Origin of the sequence: Pseudoalteromonas sp. NZS100_1, from assembly GCF_015864285.1 — a bacterium.
Classification (GTDB): Bacteria; Pseudomonadota; Gammaproteobacteria; order Enterobacterales; family Alteromonadaceae; genus Pseudoalteromonas; species Pseudoalteromonas arctica.
On sequence record NZ_JADYXN010000012.1, the window covers coordinates 108120 to 127577 of the forward strand.

Annotated in this window: 21 protein-coding genes; 13 read left to right on the plus strand and 8 right to left on the minus strand. The window is 38.1% G+C overall.

The window, feature by feature from the left end:
- Positions 1–401 precede the first annotated feature (401 nt).
- From I6F66_RS10350 to I6F66_RS10370, 5 genes are read left to right on the plus strand one after another with little or no spacing between them, the layout of a single operon-like run.
- Complete coding sequence (locus I6F66_RS10350; protein WP_165741180.1) at positions 402–785, plus strand: response regulator; 384 nt, start codon at positions 402–404, stop codon at positions 783–785.
- Between the two features lie 13 nt (positions 786–798).
- Complete coding sequence (locus I6F66_RS10355) at positions 799–1704, plus strand: MoxR family ATPase (RefSeq protein ID WP_197119859.1); 906 nt, start codon at positions 799–801, stop codon at positions 1702–1704.
- Between the two features lie 6 nt (positions 1705–1710).
- Positions 1711–2697, plus strand: a complete 987-nt coding sequence (locus tag I6F66_RS10360; RefSeq protein WP_197209242.1) for a DUF58 domain-containing protein — start codon at positions 1711–1713, stop codon at positions 2695–2697.
- Positions 2697–4667 (plus strand): DUF3488 and transglutaminase-like domain-containing protein, encoded by a 1971-nt coding sequence (locus I6F66_RS10365; protein ID WP_197209243.1) that lies wholly within the window; start codon positions 2697–2699, stop codon positions 4665–4667. The genes I6F66_RS10360 and I6F66_RS10365 overlap by 1 nt, the downstream gene beginning before the upstream one ends.
- 8 nt (positions 4668–4675) lie before the next feature.
- Complete coding sequence (locus I6F66_RS10370; RefSeq protein ID WP_010552808.1) at positions 4676–5998, plus strand: Na+/H+ antiporter family protein; 1323 nt, start codon at positions 4676–4678, stop codon at positions 5996–5998.
- Between the two features lie 271 nt (positions 5999–6269).
- Here I6F66_RS10370 and I6F66_RS10375 read toward each other — a convergent pair whose 3' ends face one another.
- The 3 genes from I6F66_RS10375 to I6F66_RS10385 are packed head-to-tail and all read right to left on the minus strand — an operon-like array spanning position 6270 to position 8375.
- Positions 6270–6701: an acyl-CoA thioesterase gene (locus I6F66_RS10375; protein ID WP_010552809.1), complete on the minus strand. Its 432-nt coding sequence runs from the start codon at positions 6699–6701 to the stop codon at positions 6270–6272.
- A 5-nt stretch (positions 6702–6706) separates the two neighbouring features.
- The gene (locus I6F66_RS10380) at positions 6707–7525 is read right to left on the minus strand and encodes a M23 family metallopeptidase (RefSeq protein WP_165739853.1); all 819 of its coding nucleotides are present in this window, start codon (positions 7523–7525) and stop codon (positions 6707–6709) included.
- Complete coding sequence (locus tag I6F66_RS10385) at positions 7518–8375, minus strand: 6-carboxytetrahydropterin synthase (protein WP_197159398.1); 858 nt, start codon at positions 8373–8375, stop codon at positions 7518–7520. Before I6F66_RS10385 ends, I6F66_RS10380 begins: the two co-directional genes overlap by 8 nt.
- 203 nt (positions 8376–8578) lie before the next feature.
- Between I6F66_RS10385 and fabA the strand changes: the two genes are divergently transcribed.
- Positions 8579–9094, plus strand: coding sequence for a bifunctional 3-hydroxydecanoyl-ACP dehydratase/trans-2-decenoyl-ACP isomerase (fabA, locus tag I6F66_RS10390; protein ID WP_007582756.1), 516 nt, complete (start codon positions 8579–8581; stop codon positions 9092–9094).
- Positions 9095–9161: 67 nt separating this feature from the next.
- Here fabA and rmf read toward each other — a convergent pair whose 3' ends face one another.
- Positions 9162–9332 carry a ribosome modulation factor gene (rmf, locus tag I6F66_RS10395; RefSeq protein ID WP_002960897.1) on the minus strand — a complete coding sequence of 57 codons (171 nt, stop codon included), beginning with the start codon at positions 9330–9332 and terminating at the stop codon, positions 9162–9164.
- A 409-nt stretch (positions 9333–9741) separates the two neighbouring features.
- Between rmf and I6F66_RS10400 the strand changes: the two genes are divergently transcribed.
- The 3 genes from I6F66_RS10400 (at position 9742) to I6F66_RS10410 (ending at position 11908) form a co-directional block, all read left to right on the plus strand.
- Positions 9742–10377: a TetR/AcrR family transcriptional regulator gene (locus I6F66_RS10400; protein WP_197159397.1), complete on the plus strand. Its 636-nt coding sequence runs from the start codon at positions 9742–9744 to the stop codon at positions 10375–10377.
- A 49-nt stretch (positions 10378–10426) separates the two neighbouring features.
- Positions 10427–11419 (plus strand): MDR family oxidoreductase, encoded by a 993-nt coding sequence (locus I6F66_RS10405; RefSeq protein WP_197159396.1) that lies wholly within the window; start codon positions 10427–10429, stop codon positions 11417–11419.
- Between the two features lie 72 nt (positions 11420–11491).
- Positions 11492–11908 (plus strand): VF530 family DNA-binding protein, encoded by a 417-nt coding sequence (locus I6F66_RS10410; protein WP_007582761.1) that lies wholly within the window; start codon positions 11492–11494, stop codon positions 11906–11908.
- A gap of 102 nt (positions 11909–12010) precedes the next feature.
- Here I6F66_RS10410 and I6F66_RS10415 read toward each other — a convergent pair whose 3' ends face one another.
- A complete protein-coding gene (locus tag I6F66_RS10415; protein WP_166378937.1) occupies positions 12011–12442 on the minus strand; it encodes a DUF3859 domain-containing protein in 432 nt (143 codons plus the stop codon).
- A gap of 206 nt (positions 12443–12648) precedes the next feature.
- Here I6F66_RS10415 and I6F66_RS10420 point away from each other — a divergent pair, with 206 nt between their 5' ends.
- Entirely contained in the window at positions 12649–13656 is a 1008-nt protein-coding gene (locus tag I6F66_RS10420; RefSeq protein ID WP_197140741.1) for a YHYH protein, read from the plus strand.
- Positions 13657–13669: 13 nt separating this feature from the next.
- Complete coding sequence (locus I6F66_RS10425) at positions 13670–14194, plus strand: hypothetical protein (RefSeq protein WP_197209244.1); 525 nt, start codon at positions 13670–13672, stop codon at positions 14192–14194.
- A gap of 110 nt (positions 14195–14304) precedes the next feature.
- On the opposite strand, the gene I6F66_RS10430 is transcribed toward I6F66_RS10425, so the two are convergent.
- The 3 genes from I6F66_RS10430 to I6F66_RS10440 all read right to left on the minus strand — a co-directional run bounded on the left by I6F66_RS10430 (position 14305) and on the right by I6F66_RS10440 (position 17698).
- Entirely contained in the window at positions 14305–16122 is a 1818-nt protein-coding gene (locus tag I6F66_RS10430; protein WP_007582765.1) for a serine/threonine protein kinase, read from the minus strand.
- 199 nt (positions 16123–16321) lie between these two features.
- A complete protein-coding gene (locus tag I6F66_RS10435) occupies positions 16322–16771 on the minus strand; it encodes a hypothetical protein (RefSeq protein WP_197209245.1) in 450 nt (149 codons plus the stop codon).
- Positions 16772–17038: 267 nt separating this feature from the next.
- A complete protein-coding gene (locus I6F66_RS10440) occupies positions 17039–17698 on the minus strand; it encodes an NADPH-dependent FMN reductase (RefSeq protein WP_165728607.1) in 660 nt (219 codons plus the stop codon).
- Positions 17699–17952: 254 nt separating this feature from the next.
- Between I6F66_RS10440 and I6F66_RS10445 the strand changes: the two genes are divergently transcribed.
- Positions 17953–18981, plus strand: a complete 1029-nt coding sequence (locus I6F66_RS10445; RefSeq protein ID WP_197209246.1) for a YHYH protein — start codon at positions 17953–17955, stop codon at positions 18979–18981.
- 7 nt (positions 18982–18988) lie between these two features.
- The gene (locus I6F66_RS10450; protein ID WP_165739838.1) at positions 18989–19303 is read left to right on the plus strand and encodes a hypothetical protein; all 315 of its coding nucleotides are present in this window, start codon (positions 18989–18991) and stop codon (positions 19301–19303) included.
- The last annotated feature ends 155 nt before the right edge of the window (positions 19304–19458 follow it).

Consider the following 19458-nt stretch of genomic DNA (forward strand, 5'->3'; position numbering starts at 1 on the left):
AATTGCACTTGTGAGCATAAGCCCATCCACTGAGCATAATCACAGAATGAATTTAGAAGGTCAACGATTTTTTATTACAAAACGTTTACAAAAAATCGAATTTTTATGTAAATATTTTTGAATCAATAAGTTAAGTAGCAAATTTGTTACATCAGATTTTGAGGAAATAAAGTGTAGGATTAAGGGATTTATTGTAGATACGTCATTATTGTTCAATACAATTAATAAAAATATAAGTTAGTAGAAGCTATGAAAGCAGGTAATCCTTTAAAAATAGGTTGTTGGGCAAACCTATAAACAGTTTATTTATTAGTGTTTTTTAAGTAACGTTCTTGAGCTTATGATGGGGTTAGCTTAGTATTAAAGCACTTAGATGTATTCAAAATAGAAGTAACCTACATATGGAATTTGTTCGCCCGCTAGAGCCCATCCTCATTATTGATGACGTTAAGGAAATTCGTGATTATCTAAACCAAATTTTAACTGACTTAGGGTTTGAAGATATATTAGAGAGTGCTGATTTTAGCTCTGCCAAACCTATTATGGACAATAAACCGCCAGGCGTTATATTTGTAGATGTAGATTTACCTGACTCTAACGGTGCAGATATATTGGAATACATTAATAGTACTTACCCGCACACTCATGTTGTTATGTGCTCTGGCCACAATAGTCTCGAAAACGTACAAAACACGTGGGAAATGGGCGCTAAAGGCTTTATTGCAAAACCTTTCAACACAAAAAAAGTAGACACTGTAATGAAGCGTCTTGAAATAATAGAATAATAATAAGGTTAGCATGCATAGTACTGTTACTGCGATTATAGACGATCTTTCGAGTGTTATATTTGGTAAACAACAACAAATAAAACTGGCACTTACATGCTTATTTAGCGAAGGGCATTTACTCATTGAAGATTTGCCTGGTATGGGAAAAACCACTCTTTCTCATGCATTGTCAGCTGTGCTAGGTTTATCGTATCAGCGTATTCAATTTACCAGTGATCTTCTGCCTGCTGATATTCTGGGTACTAATGTGTTTAACTCTACCGAGCACAGTTTTACGTTTCATAAAGGCCCTATTTTTAGCCAAGTTGTTTTAGCTGATGAAATAAACCGCGCAGGGCCTAAAACACAAAGTGCATTGCTTGAAGCAATGGAAGAGCACCAAGTAACAGTCGATGGAAAAAAATATACGCTGCCAAATCCATTTTTTGTGATAGCAACACAAAACCCGATTTACCAATCAGGTACTTATCCGTTACCTGAGTCGCAATTAGACCGTTTTTTAATGCGTATTAGCTTAGGTTTTCCACCTAAAGAAGCCGAAAAACGCTTAATTTTGAATATGCAAAAACGAGATTACAGTCAGTTACCTAGGCGTATTAACCAACAAGAGTTAGCGGTAATTCAAACCCAGATTAGCCAAATTACTTTAAGTAGCCCAGTTATTGACTACATTATAGAGCTTGTTAATTATACACGCACAAGCAACGCTTTTGCAGCATCGTTATCACCGCGTGCCAGTATGGCTCTGGCTAAAGCGGCTAGGTCGTGGGCCTTTATTGAGGGTCGTGATTTTGTAATGCCAGAAGATGTTCAAGCCGTATTTGCAAGTGTGTGTCAGCATCGATTAGGTTTGCATAATGAGTCCGGTGAAGCGCAAGTAAACGATATTTTAAAAAACGTTTTAGTTCCGGTATAAACTTTCATGCCAAAAAAAACAGCTAAGCGCCCTTCTTTATTTAAGTCATTTAAGCGAGGTGTATTTAATAAATTATTAAAAAATAAGCATTTAAAAAACTCAATTACACTTGAACACAGAACAATTTATGTATTGCCATCATCCCTTGGTTGGTACTTTGTAATTGTGGCTATTTTAAACTTTGTGATGGGCATTAATTATCAAAATAATTTAATTTTAATAATGTCTTATCTTATGTTTGTGGTGATGATTATTGCTGTATTAATGGGCTACAGTAACGCTAAAGGCTTAACGGTTAAATTTAAAGATGCATTTAACAGCTACGCTCCTCAAAAACCGAGTATTGTATTTGAATTACAAAGCGCTAGAGTTACCCAATCTATTAATTTAACATATCAAGGTAGTGAGCAAACTCACAAACATACCGACGAAGTTGATAGTAAGACTCAGTTACTTGCACTCAACTTACCCTACAGCTCACGCGGTAAGTACTCAGTGCAACGTATTAAAATAGCGAGTAACTACCCCTTTGGCTTAATAACTGTTTGGAGCTACATTCAATTACAAACAGATGTTTTTGTATACCCGTCGCTTGAACAAGTACACAGTGATGCGCATGTTTCTATGCTTGATGAGCAAGCCGATAAAGGTGTTTCTACACAATCTGGTAGCGAAGAGTTTGAGTCGTTAATCCCACATTTACCAGAGATGGGCTTGCAAAGAGTGTCGTGGAAGCATTACGCAAAAACACAGCAGTTGTTAGTAAAAGAGTTTGTAGACTTTAAAACAGCGAATGCGCTCTTCGATTTTATGTTAATGAATGGAGATACAGAACAACGTTTAAGCCAGTTATGCTTTTTAGTGTGTGAAGCAACCGAAAAAAACACCCCTTTTATGTTAAAGCTACCGAATAAAACAATAAATACAAATACCGGACAGCAACATAAGCAGCAATGCTTAGAATTATTATGCTCATTTAATGGTGATGTGTAATGGACATACTTAAAAACGAAAAAGTAATAAATTATTCGCTGTCTTTTATATATGCATGTTTAATTGTATTTTTTGTATCACATTTACCGCTTGCTTTTGTAGGTGTACTTTCACTTATTTGTGCATGGAACTTTTACATAACGCTGAGTAATAAACCAAAGCCAAATGCTTGGCTGGCAAATATACTCGCAGGTGTGTCACTAGGTTTAATGCTCTACACAGTAGGCATGTCGGATACGGTTATTTTATTTGTGGCCATGCTGCTACTTGCTAGTTTATTTAAGCTGCTGCAGGCTAAAACCAAAAAACACTATCATGTAATTACAACGCTTACGTTTTTTTCACTCTCATCGGTGTATTTATTTAACCAAAGCATTTTAACGACTTTAACTGTAAGTAGTTTATACATATTAAACTTTGCAGTACTTGGCTTACTCGAATCCAAACATAATTTAAAAATAGCCTCTAAGCAAAGTGGTAAATTACTACTTTTAGCGCTTCCTTTAGCTGTATTTTTACTGCTTTTTTTACCAAAAATGCCCGCCTTTTGGCAGCTCCCTGGGCCTAAGCTTGCAAAAACAGGGCTTTCTGAACAAGTCGATCCTTTCGATATTGCAAAGCTTTCAAACTCAGATGAACTTGTGTTTAGAGCTAAATTTAACGAAGAAAAACCTGTAGCGCCTTATTATTGGCGAGCAATAGTTCATGATGAGTTTAATGGTAATGCGTGGCTTACGTCTGACTTTTTAAAATATAATAATGTAAAAACAAATACGCAGAGCGAAAATGATGAGCAACTTATTGCAAGCTACTCAGTTATTACAGAGCCTGCTACACAAAAATGGCTCTATGGTTTAGCGTATTCCAGTAGTAACTCACCAAATGTTGAAGGTAATTCGCTAGGCTTATTGCGTAAAAAAAGTCGTCAAGCTAAAAACTTACAATACGATGTAAATAGCTTTAACTTCACAGCTTTATCGCTTGGCGAATTTGAAGAAAAACGCTACAAATACCTCGCTTATAAAAAGAATGTAAAAACATCATCACTTGCTAAAAACTTAAAGCAAGATACACACTCTGACCGCGATTTTTACAATAGCTTATTACAATACTTTGCAGGTACAGGATTTACTTATACGTTAACACCCACTCCGATGAGCGGCGATAACACGATTGACCAATTTTTATTTGAAAACCAACGTGGATTTTGTGGTCATTATGCAAGCGCCGCTGCGTACATTTTTAGAACCGCAGGTATACCCGCTCGATTAGTAAGTGGTTATTTAGGCGGTGAATTAAACCAAGATAATAATACGCTAACAGTTCGCCAGTACGATGCGCATGCATGGGTAGAAGTATATTTAAAAAACGAAGGTTGGGTTATTTTTGATGCAACGGCTGTTGTCGCACCGGAGCGTTTAAATGGCTCGCTTTCGCAAAACGAAGAGCTGAATGACGAATTTAAAAGTAATCTTGATTTTGGTTTAGTGAGTTTAAGTAATTTCCCCGCTATTAATTGGTTAAGGTTGGAACTTGAAAATCTCGATTATCAATGGTCTAGCTGGGTACTTGGTTTTGACGAAGAAAAACAAAATGATTTTTTAAAATCAATTTTTGGTAGTAAAAACATTTGGCTTGTACCATTAATGGTTTTACTAACAGCTGGTTTTTGTTTTGTAGGTTATTTTGTGTATTTAAACTTACCAAAACGCCCGACTAAATTAGCGCCTATGGTTAAAGAATTTTATGAAGTAAAAGCATGGGCGAAAAAACAAAAAATAAATACACCCGATAATTTAACACCGAGTCAGCAGTTACATTTTTTTGCTGATCAACTTCCTCGTTCTGCACAATCTATAAACACATTTAGTCAGTTATTTAACCAAGTACGCTATAGTAAAAAACCTTTTACGAAAGAGCGTAAAACTCAGGCTAAAGATCTGATAAAATTAATTAAAATTTCCAAATAGAGAATACTATGAATGCTGTTGTTATAGGCGTTATTTTAATGCTCGGGCTATCTCTGGCTCGCGTTAACGTCATTGTTGCCATGATCATAAGTGCTTTAGTTGCTGGTTTAACAGCAGGCTTGGGTATAAAAGAAAGTGTTGATGCATTTAATTCTGGCCTTTCTGCCGGAGCTGAAATTGCACTAAGTTATGCCATGCTCGGTGCATTTGCCGTTGCTATTTCTAAGTCGGGTTTAACACGCATTCTCGCTGATAAGTTACTTGCTAAAGTAAATGCTAAAGGCAGCGGGAATGAAACATTTTTAAGTTACTTCATTTTATTAATTATTTTAGGTTGTGCGATTTCTTCGCAAAACTTAGTACCTGTACACATAGCGTTTATTCCTATTTTAATCCCGCCGTTACTCGTGGTTTTTAATCAGTTAAGGTTAGACAGGCGTGCTATAGCGTGTATTTTAACATTTGGATTAGCAACTTCTTACATGGTGCTGCCTTATGGTTTTGGGGGAATTTACTTATATTCTATTTTGCATAAAAACCTAGTTGATAACGGCCTAGACATTGTAAATACACAAGTCCCTATGGCGATGATAATTCCTGCATTAGGTATGTTTATTGGATTACTTATTGCGGTATTTATTACCTACAAAAAACGTCGCGAATACACAGAGCTCCCATTAACAACTCAGAGTAAATCGGCTGAGGTAGAAAACCCTAAAAAAGTAATGATTGTAGGGCTATGTGCGGTACTTGCCTCACTTGTTGCACAAAACCTAAGTGGCTCAATGATTTTAGGCGGTTTAGTAGGTGTAATGATATTTAGTGTATTTGGTGTAGTTAAGTGGGAAGAAAACGGCGACGTATTTAGTAAAGGCGTTGCGATGATGGCGATGATTGGTTTTATTATGATATCGGCACAAGGCTTTGCATCGGTTATGCAGGCCACTGGCGACGTAGCGAGCTTAGTACACAGCACAGCCGCACTTTTTGATGGTAATAAACCTTTGGCCGCCGGTGTTATTTTGTTAGTCGGGTTATTAATTACAATGGGAATTGGTAGCTCGTTTTCAACAGTGCCTATTATTGCAACTTTGTTTGTTCCTTTGTGTTTAGACCTCGGGTTTTCTGTTATGGCAACCGCTGCACTTGTTGGTACTGCGGGCGCTTTAGGTGATGCAGGCTCCCCTGCTTCAGACTCAACGCTTGGACCAACATCAGGTTTAAATGCCGATGGCCAGCACGACCATATTAGAGACTCTGTTATTCCAACGTTTATTCACTTTAACATTCCACTGCTGATATTTGGCTGGATTGCAGCAATGGTGCTTTAAGTAGTATGTATGCATATAAGTATTCGTAAATTTAATTAAAAGCTAAATGTAACTAAAAAGGTATGTTTAAAGCATACCTTTTTTGCTTCTAACAACTCTTATCCCTATCAATTTCTCTTTTATTTTGATTAGTTTATTAGTAAATATTAACTGAGGTGTTGAGATTACATTTAATAAATATTTAGTATGATGTGTTCTTTATGGTTTTTTATATAAGCACCAATTAAGGTGCTTATATAATGTTACTCTACCCCGTCTTTAAAGCTCTAAATTACTCAAAACCATAAATCATTTTATCGCATACTACCGGTGTTGGTCTGTGATTATCATCGACAGCAACAAACGTAAAGCTACCACTAATGGCAGAGTGCTTATCATCTCTGTGCATAGTTTCTAATAGTATATCTACATCAACTTTTAAGCTGGTGTTACCTACATGGACTACTTTAGCAATTAACTCTGCAAAAGTACCTGCTGGTATCGCTTCTTTAAAATCAACTCTATCGGAAGATATGGTAACCAAAGGCTTACGGCAAAAACGAGTCGCTGCTATAAATGCCACTTCATCCATCCACGCCAGTGCATCACCACCAAATAAAGTATTGTGATGATTAGTACGCCCAGGAAACACGGTCTTAGTTACCGATGTAGTTGAGTCTTCAATACGCTGAGCAATTATTGCATCGCGATTTACGTCAGTCATAATCTCTACTTTTTGTTTGCTAATGTATCTTGCATTAGTAATGCTGGATCGAGGCGTTCGCCTTTCCAGTTAAAACGCCAATCTAGGTGAGGACCCGTTACACGCCCTGTTGCACCAATTTCAGCCACTTTGTTACCTTGCTCAATTTTGTCACCCACTTTTACATCAAGCTTACTTAAGTGAATGTAAGTTGAGGTAATGCCATGGCCATGATCAATAATTAATGTACCGCCTGAGTAGTATAAATCAGGCTCAGCAAATACCACGGAACCACTAATCGGCGCATAAACAGGGGAGCCTGTTTTATTGGCAATGTCTAAGCCAAAGTGCGGACGACGAGGCTCACCATTAAAATAACGTTGGCTGCCATAAACACCCGATATACGCCCTTCTGCAGGCTTTAACACAGGGTCTAAAAAGTACAGTAAATCAGAGTCAACTTCACGTGCTTTACGCACAGCAACTGCTTCGCGGCTTATACGTGCGCTAACTTCTTTTGGCGGTGAAACATATTTTTTAGCTACGCCGGTAATTTTATCAATTTTATATTCACGCTTGGTAATAGCTATCGGCTGAGAATGTGACTTGTCGCTGCTATCTACCCATTTCAAAGTATGAGTAGTGTCAGCATCACGACCAAAACCAAATACAAAATCACCACTAGATGAAAGTTTTAACTCTTTGCCATCTAAGCTTACCGATTTAGCATTTTCAAGCTTACCAGTAACCAAGCCGCCTTGTGTTAAGTGCCCTTTTAACTCAAGTGCCATAGCACTAAGGCTAGTAGAGGCAATAAGTGCTGTTGCTAAAAGTGTTTTAAACATAGCTAATCGATCCTTTTCCTACCCCTTCATAAGCGGTTACTTTTACTGCTTTTTCTGGGTATTGGGCTTTAATTTGACCAGCTACATGTTCAGCAATACATTCTACGGTTGTATCTACTGGTAAAATGTCGCAACGAGATTCGCTAATAGCCATTTCAAAATAGCCTTGTGCCGATGTATAGGCAAAACATACGTCATCAGCTTTAGCTGTAATGTGTTTTAAATCACTGCCGCTAATTTGATCTTCACTGGTGGCTAAGTAAATATCTTCCCACTTTTGAGACCATTCTTTTTGCAAGCGCGGCATAGAAATACCATCTAAACTAATACCAATTTGAGAACGATGCCCGTGAATAATGCGTTGGCAATTACCGTCATGCTTTTTAAGACCATGGCTGTAATGATAGTAAAAGCTTTGGCTGTGTTCAGGCTTAAGAGACAGCTCAATTTTTTCAATGTTATCTGGGAGTTTTGGTAAAATAGTCGCAATTAAAAATTCAGTAACCGATTCAACCGTTACTTCGTCTGCGTTAATCATACAATAAGCTTGATGAGGGGCGCTCATAGCTAAGTGGTTGTTTTCACCAAATGTACAGTCGAGTGTTTTATGCTCGTCAAACTCAGATACAGTCCCATTAAGGCCCGTAGGAATTGCTAATCGGTGATCAATACACTCATCTATAATGCCTTTAATTTGCTTTTTAACTAAACCAAAGTCTAAAACCATAGACTCTTCGTTAAGTTTACCGTGCAAAGTTAAATCAACAATCCAGCTCTCGCCAACGGCGCCGCGTTTGTTAGATAAGTAAGAAAAATCAATCACAGTTAGTGAGTTAACAAAAAGGATCATAAACTTCCTTTAGACTGGTTATAAGACAGCGTTAATTATAATGATTTCTGATTGTAATTGCGCGGTTTTATAGTGCAAAAACCAATCGTGTTGATTGATTGATGATTTAATATGCAATATTTTGATTTTTTAACTGCTCCGAGTTGTTTAGCGTACAAGTGTACGCTAAAGTACTTGGCAATTTCTAAGCGAAGATAAGTGTTATGGAACCTAAAAATAGCTATACAAAAGAAGATTTGATCCTGTGTGGTCAAGGTGAAATGTTTGGTGAAGGCAACTGCCGTTTACCAAGTGACAACATGTTAATGATGGACCGCATTACCTCTATTACTGCTGATGGCGGAATTCATGGTAAAGGCGAAATTGTTGCTGAGCTTGATATTGACCCTAGCCTGTGGTTTTTCGATTGCCATTTTAAAGGCGACCCAGTAATGCCAGGTTGTTTAGGATTAGATGCTATGTGGCAACTAGTTGGCTTTTACTTAGGTTGGTCTGGTGGCCCTGGTCTTGGTCGTGCGCTAGGGGTGGGTGAAGTTAAATTTACTGGCCAAATTTTACCAACTAATAAAAAAGTAACTTACCGTCTTGTAATGAAACGCGTAATTAAACGTAAATTGTTTATGGGCGTTGCTGATGGCACTGTAGAAGTAGATGGCCGAGTAATCTACGAAGCAAAAGATTTAAAAGTGGGCTTATTCCAAGACACTAGTGCGTTTTAATTTTTAAATGCACAAACAAAAAGGCCTCCAATGTGGAGGCCTTTTTGCTTAAATTCGATTATTGATTTTAGGTTTTGTACATGTTGCGGTTTTCAATCGCTTCACGCCAACCTCCTAACCACTCTGATTTTGGATCTACTTGTTGATAAGGGCATAGCTCTTTTGAGCGACCTGCTAAACCTGCTTTAAAACCTTGAGAATGAGCTCTTTCTAAACGATCTCTTTTCTGTCTCTTCATCGGTAATATCCTCACCTTTTTATTTATATATTGTGTAGCATTAGTGAAATCTACATTTAATGAATAGTTAATAAAAATGTAAAATTCAAATTGTAAAAGCAATTAAATTGTTTGACTTTAACTAAGCTGCTGATGCAAAAATGAATTAACATTTAAAAAAGTAAGTGGTCATACAACATTTAATTTGACCGGTTCGTAATAACAAATTGGCGATTTAATAATCGCTAAAAAGTACTTGTGTGCTTTAATTGTGACCGACTAATATTGACTAAGTTCCAAACAAAAATGTAATCGTGACACTTTTATTTCATTAATCTTAAATTAGTAGCCCGCCCCTAAATTTGAACTATTTTTAAACAATTTAAATTTATACTTGATTATTTAAAGTCGATCGGTCTAATATAGGTTCATGAACAAAAATACATCAACACCAATACGCCGTGGTCGCCCACCTAAAATAGCCAGAGAAAACGCCGATACAAAAGCGTTACTTATTCGCACGGGCCTTGAAACCCTAACTGAATTTGGTTTTAGCGCCACGGGGCTCGATACTATTTTGAAAAAAGCGGCTGTACCTAAAGGCTCTTTTTATCATTACTTTAAAAGTAAAGAAGCCTACGGTATTGCGTTAGTTGATGCATACGACAGTTATTTTATTGCCAAGCTTACCCATTACCTACACCAAGAAGATGTTCCCCCACTTGAGCGAATCGTTAATTTTACTCAAAGCGCAATTAAAGGGATGAAAAAATACGATTACAAACGTGGCTGTTTAGTCGGTAACTTAAATCAAGAGCTTAACCATTTAAGTGATGAGTTTAAAACCAGATTAATGCAAAGCTACACAGCTTGGCAAAACCATGTAGAGGTTTGCTTAAACCAAGCTAAGCAACAAGGCACTATTGCAAGCCATGTAAACACACAATTAATGAGTGAGTACTTTTGGATTGGTTGGGAAGGTGCTGTTATGCGCGCCAAGCTCACCAAATCAAATACCCCACTTACTTTGTATACAGAAATGTTTTTACGCGCATTATTAACCTAATGCGTTTTTATTTACCAATTAAAAGACGATCGGTCTAAAAGGATATCCCATGAGTAACCCAATTAAAGCCATTGTTATTAATAAAGAAGATAATAACTACAGCGCCTCATTATCGACTATCGAACATAGCGATTTACCAAACGAAAATGTATCTATTGACGTGCTATACAGCACACTTAACTATAAAGATGGTTTAGCAATTACTGGTAAAGGCCCCGTTGTACGCAGTTTTCCTATGGTGCCAGGTATTGATTTAGTGGGTACGGTTACACATTCCACCAGCGATGAATTTAAAAATGGCGATAACGTAATATTAAATGGCTTTGGTGTAGGCGAAAAACATTGGGGCGGACTTGCTCAAAAAGCAGCTCTTAATAGCGATTGGCTAATCCCCTTGCCTGCGGGTATTTCACCTAAACAAGCTATGCAAATTGGTACAGCCGGTTATACCGCTATGCTAAGTGTGATAGCGCTTGAAAAACAAGGCATTACTCCAGAGTCTGGCGAAATACTGGTAACCGGTGCTAATGGCGGCGTGGGTAGCTTTGCTATTTATTTACTAAACCAACTTGGCTATAACGTAACGGCGGCAACAGGTCGATTAGATCAAAGTGAGTATTTAAAAGAGCTTGGCGCATCAAACATAATTGACAGAAGTGAGCTTTCAAACCCGGGCAAACCTTTGCAAAAAGAGCGATTTGCAGCAGCAATAGACTCTGTGGGTAGCCATACACTGGCAAATATTTGTGCTTCATTAAAATATGGTGGTGTAGTAACAGCATGCGGACTTGCACAAGGTATGGATTTACCAGCATCGGTGGCACCCTTTATATTACGTGGTGTATCTCTTATAGGGATTGATAGCGTAATGCGTCCTAAAGCCGACAGAATTGAAGCATGGGATCGCTTAGCTAAATTAGTAAGTACTGATTATTTAGATAAAATTTCGACAGAAATATCACTTGAACACGTAATTGATAATGCAGAGCAACTTATGGAAGGAAAAATTCGTGGTCGTGTTGTAGTTAATTGCCAAAGTTAAGCTATTTACTCTGTTAAAGCCTCGTTATTAAATTTATAATGCAATTTGTATTTTAATAATGAGGCAACACCTATGAGCAACCAAGAACTTTTCAGTAATAACCCACTGCAAGGCGTAAAATTAGAACAAGTGGTTGAAGAGCTGGTTGAACAATACGGGTGGGAACTCCTACACGCTTATTTACAACTTAACTGCTTTAAAAATAATCCTGATGTTAAGTCTGCGGTTAAATTTTTACGTAAAACACAATGGGCACAAGAAAAAGTAGATAACTTTTACCTGTACCGTCTTAAAAACTTACCTAAGCCTGATGATGTGCAATACGAATTGCCGCCACGAGATCGTGTTATCCCCGCTGATCATAAACCTGGTGAGCCATGTGAACTTAGTTTTGTTGACGCTAAACGTATTGTAGAGAAAAAAGAATCTAAGCAACGTGCTCGCGATCGTAAGCAGCGTTCTAATTCTAGTAACCCTTGGGGTAACTAAAAACTTACTAATTTAAGGTTGAAGAGCTGTTTATAAATAGCTCTTCGACTATTTTCTCATTAACTTCAATTATATCCGCGTCACATAGCCAATAAATAACAATTAGTACCCTCGGTTTTTCCAAAAATCTGTTTCAGTGCGCTCTGCCTCTAATGCCACATTAAAAGTTTTATCAGCAATGATTTTTCCATTTAGTTCAATCGTCATTCGCCAATCACCCAATTTATTTTCTATTGGCAGCCAAAGTGTATCGCCTAAATAAAAGTTCCAATCACTGTTTTTAACGTATACATCGCCTTCAAAAGGGTCCATCACATCACCGTTACTACTTGGAATATCAGGATGGTAAATACAATAATGAAGCTTTTCGCCTTTACCTTTTTTGATATTTACGATTAAGCCAAACTCAATATCTACCTCAGCTATTACATTTGTTGTAAATTGCTCTATTTGTGGCAACGCTTTACTTTCACTATCCCACTTAGAGTAAATACCGTGACTTTGTAACGTCACTACAGGTTTTGTTTTAGCCATTAAGGTAGCCTTTTATGTTAGCTATTTTGGCATTAGTTTAACTTTTTGAAATTTTAAAATAAAACACAATCTCATAAAGTTAAATCTCAACTTAGCTTTAATACTCCGCCTATTTACATAATTGCTAATTTGTCATCATTGTTTACACACTATTTGCACAATTGCTGATTATTGTTTGAGTAACTTAATTGATCAGGTAGGCAGCAATGAAACAATACGCACTTAATAATAAAAATCGAAATAGGATAAATGCTTTAAAGCTCACTTCTCTTGCCTTAATTGTTTCATCGTTAGTTGCATGTGGAGGTGGAGAAGGCATAGCTGATAGCTCAGAAACTACAGAAACCTCATCACAAACCACCACAGATAATGGCACAGGTACCAGCATTTCAACCCAAAGTGTACTTTGTGAATATAGCTACAGTGAATATAACGAGTCAGAGTCAGTACAAGCCACCAGCGCTGCAGATTGGTCATGCACAGGAACTACACGCGACTTAGTAGCTAATGGCATACCCGATCACGAAGTAGGCACATTCCCTAATGCTGATAACCCAAATACTATTTCTGAGCAATCAGTAAATGAAAGCTACACACTTGAGCCTATAGAAACAACACAAGCAACCATGCTTGGTGGTCCTCGTGGAATGATAGGCGTTGTACTTAATGGCATTAAAATAGACGCTGGTACAGGCGGAAGTTGTGATGATTCTGGAACCGATTGCGATTTAGGCGACAATAGCGGCAACTGGAATATAGAAGCCCTAAGCCAAGACACGTTTAGTTTTGGAACAGACGACAACAATGCACACGTACAACCCGATGGTACATATCATTATCATGGTATGCCTGAAGGCTTTGTAGCAATGCGAGGTGGCAATAGCACCACTATGACTCTAATAGGTTGGGCAGCAGATGGCTTTCCTATTTATGCACGTTACGGCTATTCAGACTCAAGTGATGCAACTTCAGTCCTAACCGCAATGACCGGTAGCTATCAACGCGTAACAACCGTAAGCGCAAACCGCCCTTCTACCGATATATACCCATTAGGTACATTTGCACAAGATTGGGAATACGTAGCAGGCTCTGGTGATTTAGATGAATGTAATGGCCGCGTTGGTGTAACGCCTGAGTTTCCTGATGGGATATACCACTACTACGCAACAGACACTTACCCGTTTTTTCAACGCTGTGTTAAAGGCGAAGTTTAGTTAGGAGTAAGCTATGCCTTATATAAAAAGAGGTCTACTGAGTATGACCACCTTGTGCTTACTGAGTACACCAACCTTAGCAAACGCGCATTTAATGGTTGCAGATCACGGTACGCTGAATTTTGTTGATAATAACGTGTTTATTGTGCTTTCAATCCCTATGTCGGCTTTTAAAGGGGTTGATGAAGATAAGGATGGCAAAGTATCAATAGTTGAGTTTAATGCTCATAAAAAACAAATAAGTAAGCGAGTTAAAAAGAACGTTTATTTAGCGGATCATCAGTATAAATTTACTATTGACGGACTTTTGCTAAACCCAGAAGCGTCGCATACACATAAAAGCGACAATATAGACCAAGTAACCATTACTGGTCGCTACTCTCTTGCGAGTAAACTAACTAAAGTTAACTTTAACGTTAAGCTATTTAGTAACAATGAGCACAAGCAGCATTATCAAATAACAGCGACTAATAAAACGCAAAAACTTACTCATCAATTTGAGCTATCACCAACGTCGCCCTTTAGTAAGGTGTTTTAAGAAGTAAAACCTAACCGTATAATTAAGTAGCAAAGAGTACAAGTTAAACAAACTTGTGCTCTTTTTTATATTTTACTTCTTATTTAATACTCTTTAGTGAAGGGCTCTTTCTATAAAGGTACAAGCTTGGGGTTTTTAGGAAAGTAATGCTCTTCTTGCTGCTCACATAAACTAAACTCACGGGTGTTTTTATATGGGAGTTTCATAAAGCCCGCAACACCAACGTCCGTAATATTTACCGCGTATTGCATAAGTTTATTAAGTAAACGTTTAAACTCAACCTCTTTACTCGAATCGAGTAAACGGTAGTAATGGTGAATCTTCATTCTGTCGGGCAGTGCTTCAAAAATAATACACCCCGTATGATGAATTTGGTTAAGCTCAAATACGCACTTAATAACTTTTTTAGGTAGCTGTAGTTGCTCATCAGGGTCTTTACCGTCTTCAAAGTATGAATGCGGGCGGGTTATGTCGTTTGCCTTCATGCTTACAACTTCGTATTCAAGCTCTGGTAGGCTATCAAACTTAAATGCACCCGTGCCATCTCGCTCTAGTTGAATGGTTTTACGGGCATCAAACAAACAACACTTAAATAACCCTTTTTGATTAATCGCTTGCGCAAGCATCACCGTGTTATTAATCGCATCACTAAACGCATCACCCAATGATTCGTCATGCATAATTAAAGACGATTCAACAAACATCGACTCATCCTTCCAATGAAAACTAAGCCCACCAACAACAGGGTACTTAGCTAATCGGCTTATTGATGCTAAAAATGCTTTTTCGGTATCGCCTGTATCAAACAAAAACTCTTTATAATAACGGTCAAGTTGAGCATCGTTTATATCAAGTAATTGCTGATTATGATCGGCCTGGCGTAAAAACTGTTTTCGTGAACTATATACAACCGTGTCGGGTTGCTCGGCCTTGCCATACCAAAAAGGAATATCTGCTTTTTTTTGTTTTTTATCAAGCTCAGGTAAGTACGCTTTAGCCATAGTTGTAATATTACGCATAAAGTAATCACCGGCACCATCACGTTGTGCCTTACTTTTAGAAAGCATGCCATCAATCACTTTAGCCAGCTCTTTTGGGAGCCCTAAGCTGCTTGCAGGGATGGCTTGTGCACCAAAGCGACACGACTGCGCCGACGCTAGCGCATACAACGTTGCGGCTACACCTTGTTCATCAAATCGTGGGGATGATTGCTCCCCCGACATTTGCGCTTCACCAATAAAGTACACATCGCCCATACGAGCATTCGTTGTGCTTAAATCGCCCGACATTAAATCCATAAAGTTACTGGCAACAGGGTTACCATCACTATCGAGCTGTGCATACACAGAGCTTCCCCAATCCACTAACGACAGCGCATCAGTGTTTGCATCCCAAACAAGGTTTGAAGGCTTTATATCGCCATGCACTATAGGTTGTGGGCTAATGCCGTTTTTGTGACTGCGTAAATCAATTAATACATTACGTAACCTAACAGCTAGTGCCATTATTTGCGCGGCACTAAAGCGCCCTGTTTTAAGCGATACTTTTTCAAGGTCCTCTCCAATGGCGCGAGCCATCATTAAAATCCCTTGTTTTTTAATTCGCTCAAATGCATAAAAGGTAGGCACTAAGGGGTTATTAATTTGCGAAAGCATATACGCTTCGTCTTCTAGGCGGTCACGTACACTTTGGGCAAGTGTAATACGCGAAAACTTAAATACCCAAGGTAAGCCGTTATCGTCATCACCTGCAAATACAAAACCAAAAGCACCCGAGCCAATCATTTCAACGTTTTTGTAGCCCAGCAGTGTTAACTGCTTAATACAAATATTAAGCCACTGGCGGTGTTTTTTAGCATCGCGGTGCGAAAGCAAATAAACAGATTGCTCTTCGTTGATATAAAAATTGCGGATTTCTTTGGCTTTCAATACAGGTACTCAAACTTATAAAACTAACCAATTATTAGTTTTATGTAATGAGATTACAATAGGTTAAATAAGAGTTTTGAAATCGTGGAATAAAACAGCGCTAAAGTAGCGCCATAGCAGTAAATTTAAGTGTAAACGTTAAAGCTCAAAGTAAGCTTTTTACAATGCACTGTATATAAATACAGTGCATTGCTTTTTGCTAACTTTCAATAAAACGAAGCTGCTTAATTGATGACACAGCTATGTGCGTTTGATAATAATATTTATTAGTGGCTCTACCACGGCTCATAAAATCGATAGTTACTCGTTTAGCTTCGCCTGTTACTTCTATTGTTTTATCAATAAAAAAGGTGTCTGCTGGTTGTCCGTATTTACTTTGAAGCTCTGCTACCACATTAGGCGGTATTGATATCGTAATAGAACGTCTATCTCGATAATCAGTTTCGGTATTTAAATACAACCAACTCCCCTGAGCCCCCGCCGCTTTAATATGAAACTGGTAAGTGCCAGCAACACCCTTTGGTGCACTTTGCTCAGTTAAAGCGATAAGGTTCATATTTGCAGCCGTACTTTGGCTCATTTCAATTTTATGGGGAACAGAACTACATGCACTAAGCGTTAGCACACTTAGTAAGGCTAGATATTTCAAGACACAATTTCCTTGTTTCTTACACCAATTCGCATAATTAAGTAATCTATTTTGAGACAAGAAAATCGTGTTGATAACAAAGCAAAAATTTCGTTATTGAGTTGTTCTATATCAAAAATTTTTAATGCAGTTAGCGATTTAATCCCTTAAATTGATTAACTATTATTGAGAATTGGTATTATGCATTATTAAAAATATGTAGCGTTAATGATACCACTTTATGCAGCCATGTTTCTATAATCAATCCAAACAATTAGTTAGCGGGTATTAAGGTGCATTGCGCTGAGAAGGAGCTGTTTTAAAGCTTTTTAGTAAACTTTGCGGGTCAACCACCTCGGTATGCTCTTTAGCAGCCTGCGCCCACCATATTAGTTGGCTAAACGTGCGTGAGAAATAATTAAACCACGATGATTGACTCTCTCCTGCAACAGGTTTGCCATCCTCACTAAACACATCTTGCGCTTTTGGCACGTGGATCATCGCCGATACCGGCAAACAGCCAAGTTCAGATAAAAACGTGCGCATACTAATGGCCGCTCTTACACCACCCCACTGTCCTGCTGAGTAAGTTACTATTGCACTTGGTTTATACGAGAACAGTGAGCTACCAAAATGATTAAGTAAGTCAGCGAGGGCTGGACTCATGCTGTGATTGTACTCAGGGCTAATCATTATATATCCATCTGCGGCTTTAATTTTATCAGCTAATAGAGTGAGTTCTGTAGGTGCATTACTTTTAGCGTATGCAAAGTGTGGTTTAAATACGTTTTCGCTAGGAAAGTCCAACGTATCAATTAGCTCAAACTCATGATCGCCAAAATGCTCTGTTAAGCATTCTATACAAGCCCTAGAAACCCTTAAGCCTAAGCGAGCTGGTTTTGGTGGTGTACTATCGCGTACCGTGCCTAAAAATACTAAAAACTTCATATGTAATTCTCAACTGTATTTGAACGATAGCTAAACACTAACATTTTTAGTTATTGTGTATTACACATACGCATTGTTTATTGATTCAAAACACAATAATAATTAAATTTAAAACTGAAATTTAGCAACAACCGCGCCGTTAAACATATTTCATCGTGTGTTAAATTCACTCGCTTGCATACTTTTTACACATTTGGCCAGTAATATGCCACAGTATAAGTACGCTAAAACCTATACCGAAAAGGATACAAGTAATGGGCTTAAAAAATTATAGCGCATGTGCAATCATTGTTACCGCAACAGCTTTAACTCTAAGTGGTTGCAACGACTCATCTAGTAACAAAAATACTGAGCAAGTCAGTAGCCCACTTAGTGAGCCGCAAAAAGCGAATCAATCAATAAACCTATCTATGTTCAAACAAGAGGCTTTTATTACAGAGCCTAAAATTGTTGATTGTGAAACCCAGCAAGGTACTAAAACAACCTGTTATGAGTTTACTACATCAGGTGCACCCGCAGGCAGAGAGCCTGGCCCATTTTGCCCTCGCAGCACAACAGACGGAGCTGATGTATCAGGTACTTGGTTTGATAAACAAGGTAAAGGAGAGCTAGTCGACTTAACTGGCGACTTTATTCTTAAGCTAGATGAATACTACGGCGATGAAAAATGGGTATTGTATGACGCAAAAACAAATAAAGTTCGTTATACAGCAACAAAAGAATCTTGCTCAGGTGCTGCACGCCCAGATGTAGAAGAACAATACAAACAAAATTGTATTGAATGCGAGCTATCTTATTTAGAAGATAACTTTTCGCTTACATATTTAATTCCGACTACACCCATAGTGAGTAAAAAATCCAGCCGATTACATACCGTGGGCATAGCGCTTGATGGTACTGAACTTTCAGGCCCTGCACCTATAAATGCTATTTTAGGCAGTTATACAATTGCAGCATTTGACGACTGCGGTGGGCATATTAACCTGCACCAAGGTTATCACTATCATTCAACAACAGGATGTACCAATTCAGCTCAAACTACTGACGGACACGCCCCTTTAATAGGTTATGCCGTTGACGGTTACGGTATTTACGCAATGAAAGATGCACAAGGCAATGAAGAGTCACTCGACGAATGCCGTGGTATAACAGATGAAACCAGAGGCTATCATTATCATGCTGCCAGCCCGAGCGAAAATTTGTTTATTGGCTGCCTTCATGGTGAGTCAGTAAGAGCAGCAGGTGGCCCGCCGCCAGGCAATAAACCACCACCAAAGCATTGAGAAAATTATGACTATTAAATATAAGTCACTGTTTGTTTTACTTGCTCCTTCATTATTACTTTTAAGTGGTTATGCGGCAGCACATTCTCAGCCACTTAATCAAATAGCAGTGAAAGCATGCTTTGAAAAGCAAAAGTCACAATCGTGTAAGTATCAGGGTGGGCATAACGACTTATATATAGGAAGCTGCCAATATATGGCTGATGACTTAATGTGTGTTCGTAACCAACCCATTCAAAAAGTTGATAACAAAGAAAGTAAAACGAATGACAGCAATGACAGCCACGAACCTAAAAATAAGCAGCATAATAGTAGTTTATAAATTAATAGTTAAGAGTTGTGGGTTTTTTATTATACCAATTCGCTTAATTAAGTGATCTATTTTGAGGGTAGAAAAACGGAGGGCGTTCAGAATTCTGTGTCAGCCTAAATTGCTAAATATCTAGCACACCATCTAACCTACCTTCGAAGTGGATG

What these genes read in the sequence shown, in the direction of transcription:
- I6F66_RS10350 (WP_165741180.1), top strand. Translation starts at nt 402, where the DNA reads ATGGAATTTGTTCGCCCGCTAGAGCCCATCCTCATTATTGATGACGTT.
- I6F66_RS10355 (WP_197119859.1), top strand. Translation starts at nt 799, where the DNA reads ATGCATAGTACTGTTACTGCGATTATAGACGATCTTTCGAGTGTTATA.
- I6F66_RS10360 (WP_197209242.1), top strand. Translation starts at nt 1,711, where the DNA reads ATGCCAAAAAAAACAGCTAAGCGCCCTTCTTTATTTAAGTCATTTAAG.
- I6F66_RS10365 (WP_197209243.1), top strand. Translation starts at nt 2,697, where the DNA reads ATGGACATACTTAAAAACGAAAAAGTAATAAATTATTCGCTGTCTTTT.
- I6F66_RS10370 (WP_010552808.1), top strand. Translation starts at nt 4,676, where the DNA reads ATGAATGCTGTTGTTATAGGCGTTATTTTAATGCTCGGGCTATCTCTG.
- I6F66_RS10375 (WP_010552809.1), bottom strand. Translation starts at nt 6,701, where the DNA reads ATGACTGACGTAAATCGCGATGCAATAATTGCTCAGCGTATTGAAGAC.
- I6F66_RS10380 (WP_165739853.1), bottom strand. Translation starts at nt 7,525, where the DNA reads ATGTTTAAAACACTTTTAGCAACAGCACTTATTGCCTCTACTAGCCTT.
- I6F66_RS10385 (WP_197159398.1), bottom strand. Translation starts at nt 8,375, where the DNA reads ATGATCCTTTTTGTTAACTCACTAACTGTGATTGATTTTTCTTACTTA.
- fabA (WP_007582756.1), top strand. Translation starts at nt 8,579, where the DNA reads ATGGAACCTAAAAATAGCTATACAAAAGAAGATTTGATCCTGTGTGGT.
- rmf (WP_002960897.1), bottom strand. Translation starts at nt 9,332, where the DNA reads ATGAAGAGACAGAAAAGAGATCGTTTAGAAAGAGCTCATTCTCAAGGT.
- I6F66_RS10400 (WP_197159397.1), top strand. Translation starts at nt 9,742, where the DNA reads ATGAACAAAAATACATCAACACCAATACGCCGTGGTCGCCCACCTAAA.
- I6F66_RS10405 (WP_197159396.1), top strand. Translation starts at nt 10,427, where the DNA reads ATGAGTAACCCAATTAAAGCCATTGTTATTAATAAAGAAGATAATAAC.
- I6F66_RS10410 (WP_007582761.1), top strand. Translation starts at nt 11,492, where the DNA reads ATGAGCAACCAAGAACTTTTCAGTAATAACCCACTGCAAGGCGTAAAA.
- I6F66_RS10415 (WP_166378937.1), bottom strand. Translation starts at nt 12,442, where the DNA reads ATGGCTAAAACAAAACCTGTAGTGACGTTACAAAGTCACGGTATTTAC.
- I6F66_RS10420 (WP_197140741.1), top strand. Translation starts at nt 12,649, where the DNA reads ATGAAACAATACGCACTTAATAATAAAAATCGAAATAGGATAAATGCT.
- I6F66_RS10425 (WP_197209244.1), top strand. Translation starts at nt 13,670, where the DNA reads ATGCCTTATATAAAAAGAGGTCTACTGAGTATGACCACCTTGTGCTTA.
- I6F66_RS10440 (WP_165728607.1), bottom strand. Translation starts at nt 17,698, where the DNA reads ATGAAGTTTTTAGTATTTTTAGGCACGGTACGCGATAGTACACCACCA.
- I6F66_RS10445 (WP_197209246.1), top strand. Translation starts at nt 17,953, where the DNA reads ATGGGCTTAAAAAATTATAGCGCATGTGCAATCATTGTTACCGCAACA.
- I6F66_RS10450 (WP_165739838.1), top strand. Translation starts at nt 18,989, where the DNA reads ATGACTATTAAATATAAGTCACTGTTTGTTTTACTTGCTCCTTCATTA.